Source organism: Aneurinibacillus sp. UBA3580 (assembly GCF_002375825.1).
GTDB classification, from domain to species: Bacteria; Bacillota; Bacilli; order Aneurinibacillales; family Aneurinibacillaceae; genus Aneurinibacillus; species Aneurinibacillus danicus.
Genome location: NZ_DFMZ01000008.1, coordinates 61,828 through 65,446, shown reverse-complemented (window position 1 = coordinate 65,446; position 3,619 = coordinate 61,828). Strand labels below are relative to the sequence as shown.

The window sequence follows — 3,619 nt, the reverse complement described above, 5'->3', positions numbered from 1 at the left end:
AAGGCGAACGCCTTTTTCTTCCCCGGATCTTATTTCTCCTTCCTTCTTTTCTCATAATTTTCACAGAAAAAGAAAATATCCGACAAAGAAGTCGGGTAATAATTAAACGATCGCTTAAAAGACTGAATATTGTTTATTTTTGTATTATCTTGTCGTAAAACCAGCATGATATCCATTGCTGCCGATGAGCCTATCATGTCTTTCCCCCTTCTCTCGCGCCTGTAACATGGCAGGTCTAGAAAATCTTTCGTCAAATTCCATGTCCAATCTATCTATTTTGATAAGCTTTTTTCCCTTAAAAAAAGCCGGGCAATCAGCCCGGCGCTCATAATCATCTACTATGGGAGAATATATTTTTACTCTACTATTGCCCACGCAAAGCACACATGCTTACTCGCATAATAGCCGTCCGTTCGACTCTGAAAATAGCGTTCTTGGATATCGGATGGGCTTAGGTTCTCATGAAGACGGAGTCCTAAACTTTCCAGTTCAAAAGCCAGTGTTGACGGGTGAAAGGTCGTTTTAATCGGCTCGCCTATCTTTCGTAAATTCTCCTGTATCTTTTTCACATGTGGAGTAGCTTCTTCTGGTATTAAGTAATCGAAAATAACCGCACTGCCCACGGGGGCAATATCGGCAATGGAACGCAGCGTTGCGAACACTTCGTTTCGGGTTAGATACATTGTGACACCCAGCCAACTAAAAAAACTTTTCGTCTGCAAGTCATACGGAGTTCCCTTGAGTGCATCAGCCAAACTCTCTTTTGTGAAATCCACAGGTACAAAATGAAGATTTGATGGGATTTCCCATTCTAATTCAGCCAGTCGATTAAGTTTGAAGGCCTGTGTGGCCGGGTGGTCAACTTCAAATACCTGAACCTGACTTAGGAGATCCGGACGACGAAAAGCAAAGGTATCCATCCCGGCCCCTAGTATCACATACTGCCCCACCCCTTGTTTTACAGCCTGCTCAAGGTTGTCTTCCGTATATCTTGAACGGCTAAGGACATTAGGTAACCCCATGGCTTGCAATAAATCTCTTCTTTTGTCGGAAGATCGCCCATTCCGTATATCCAGTTTCCTTGAAGTGAAGCGCACGCTCCAGAATTTCATCTGCGGGAATGTGTTGGATAAACTGAATAAGGTGCGTATTTTCCCGCCAAACTATAAGCGTATCTTCTGCGGAGCACGGCTGGAGTTCCCCTTATCGGGAAGGTTTTACAACGGAGGTGATAGGAGTCATGGCCAGCATCGACGCGAATGGAGTTTCCCTGCATTACATTGTTCGTGGAAAAGGAGCACCGCTTATTTTTATTCATCCTCCCGTACTGAGCAGTGCAAATTTTACATATCAGCTTGATGAGCTGTCAAAATACTTCACAGTGATTGCTTTTGACATAAGAGGGCATGGGAAAAGCCAGCCTTCTGCACAAACGCTGACCTATTCGCTTGTCGTCGAAGATATGAAGAAAATATTGAATCATCTTACCATAGAGAAGGCTTTCGTCTGCGGTTATTCAGCAGGCGGATCTATCGCCCTTGAGTTTCTGTTAACGGCTCCGGAACGATCGCTGGGCGGCATTCTTATCGGCGGGATATCAGAGGTAAATAGCCGGTGGCTAAAAAATGTAATCTCTCTGGGAGCTTCATGCGCCAGAGCCGGGGCCATCCCTACATTGGCCTGCTCCATTTCCTGGAGCAATTCCGACACTATGGCAATGTTTCGACAGTTATGGAAAGATGCAAAAAAAGCCGATAAAAAAAGCGTCGAAGAGTACTATCAGTATAGTTTAACGTATAACTGCACAAATCGGCTGTGGAGCATCTCCTCTCCTGTCTTGCTGGTATATGGTAAAAACGATATCCCATTCCATGCTTATGGCAGGCTAATCCATCAGAAGCTGCCTCATAGCGAATTTGCCATGATACCAAATGTTAAACATCAAATTCCGACGAAAGCACACGGTGAATTAAACCGTTTAATCAAGAGGTTTGTACATGCGCAACAATAATATTTGCTGCCCGGTAGCTTTCAACGACCACGATCTCACTTTTCTGTATCCTTGTACTCTTGTTCGTATACTTTTACAGTGATTGTTTACGACATCAGATTCACCCCCTTGTTTTTTGTTGTTCCACATATCGTTTGATTGTCTCGCTTGATACGTTTCCTGCGGTAGAAACGAAATAGGAACGTGTCCATAAACTCGGCAAGTGTCGAAGATGAGGAAATTCCTCTCTCAATTTTTTCGAAGTCACCCCTTTGATTTTTGCCATAATATTGGAAGGACTCAGGTGTGGCAGTGCATGTAGAAACATATGTGTGTGGTCTTTGTCACATTCTAAAGCAACAATGACAATTTCCAATTCTTCGCATATTTCCTTTACCAACTGTTTAAAACGTTCCTCTACATCGGAACGAAGGAATAGTTTCCTTCTGTATCGAGGATAAAAAACGAAATGATACTTGATCAAAGATATTGTTGTATGAGTTCTTCTATATTCATTCATACCCACACTGTATCAGTTACACCAACAAACAGCAACAAATAAACAAAAATAGTTGGAACATTTGACGTGGCATAAGGCCACGCCTGTTCCAACCTCACTTTCATCCCCCCTAAAGGAGCGGGCTTTTTCGTTCGAAAAATTCTTTTTTCTCCTTTTTATCTGGCATGCCGTTCAATGATTTCGCGGAACTTCCGGGTCAAGGCGCCATCTTGATTTAACTCGGTTTCATTTAAATAAACGCGTACCAGACGTTCATCCATATTGTACGCTTCTTCCAGCCATCCCAATACTCCTCTGGCCTTGCGATCGATTTCCAGAGCGACTTCCATGCCGTGTTCTTCTACATGGCATACAACTTCGACTTCATCGAGCCGTCCACGGTATTTAGAAGAGGTTGGAACAAATTCAAATTCTTGTACAAACGGAAGGCGGCGCTTGAAGAATGGAGCGTACTCACAATCCGCTTCGCGCAGTTTAAATCCGACCTGGCGGATTGCCTCCAATACTTTTTCCATCCATGGATGCGGAAGCACCCGAATGTAATCTTTATCCCCCGAATCAATTCCGCCCTTAATATCTAAGTCCGTTTTTATCCAGAGGGACACGCTTCCAAGCGTAACAGGCGTATCAAACGGTAAGCGAAACGAGAACGGAAACTCTTTCACTTCTTTTGGCAGAATGGTAAATCCGTTCACTACGCGGTGCGAAACGATAGGAGACTCCTGATATACTTTGCTATCGTCTTTTTCCATCACGTAGCGACTCATGACATACAAATCAATGTCATCCATGTGCTGTTCCACACTGCCTCCACGCACATAGACAGTGCCTGTAACCATGTCGCCGGGACGATACTGTGAGTAATCCAGAACCGTGTCAACTGTAGCGGAACCGATGCCAACGCTTGCCGCTATTTTTTTAAAGAAGGACATCCATCATTTCTCCTTTTTTAAATATTTTTTATGCGCTCTCCTGGCAGTCAGTAAGTTATACGAAGAAAGGAAAAATGAGGTTGCTCTTTTCTGTGAAAATTATGAAAAAAGAAGGAAAGGGAAGAGGAAATAAGATTCAGGGAAGAAAAAGGCGGTCGCCTTTTTCTACATTAAAAT

4 protein-coding genes are annotated in these 3,619 nt (G+C 43.5%); 1 reads left to right on the top strand and 3 read right to left on the bottom strand.

All coding sequences use genetic code 11. The features are described 5' to 3' along the window. Window positions 1-356 precede the first annotated feature (356 nt). Window positions 357-1,022 carry a class I SAM-dependent methyltransferase gene (locus tag B2899_RS01720; protein ID WP_286883573.1) on the bottom strand — a complete coding sequence of 222 codons (666 nt, stop codon included), beginning with the start codon at window positions 1,020-1,022 and terminating at the stop codon, window positions 357-359. 218 nt (window positions 1,023-1,240) lie between these two features. Between B2899_RS01720 and B2899_RS01715 the strand changes: the two genes are divergently transcribed. Next, entirely contained in the window at window positions 1,241-2,011 is a 771-nt protein-coding gene (locus B2899_RS01715; RefSeq protein ID WP_286883571.1) for an alpha/beta fold hydrolase, read from the top strand. Window positions 2,012-2,111: 100 nt separating this feature from the next. On the opposite strand, the gene tnpA is transcribed toward B2899_RS01715, so the two are convergent. Together tnpA and B2899_RS01705 are read right to left on the bottom strand one after the other, a co-directional pair. Next, window positions 2,112-2,510, bottom strand: a complete 399-nt coding sequence (gene tnpA, locus B2899_RS01710) for an IS200/IS605 family transposase (RefSeq protein ID WP_286883605.1) — start codon at window positions 2,508-2,510, stop codon at window positions 2,112-2,114. 155 nt (window positions 2,511-2,665) lie between these two features. Then, entirely contained in the window at window positions 2,666-3,442 is a 777-nt protein-coding gene (locus tag B2899_RS01705) for a sporulation protein (protein ID WP_286883569.1), read from the bottom strand. Between the last annotated feature and the right edge of the window lie 177 nt (window positions 3,443-3,619).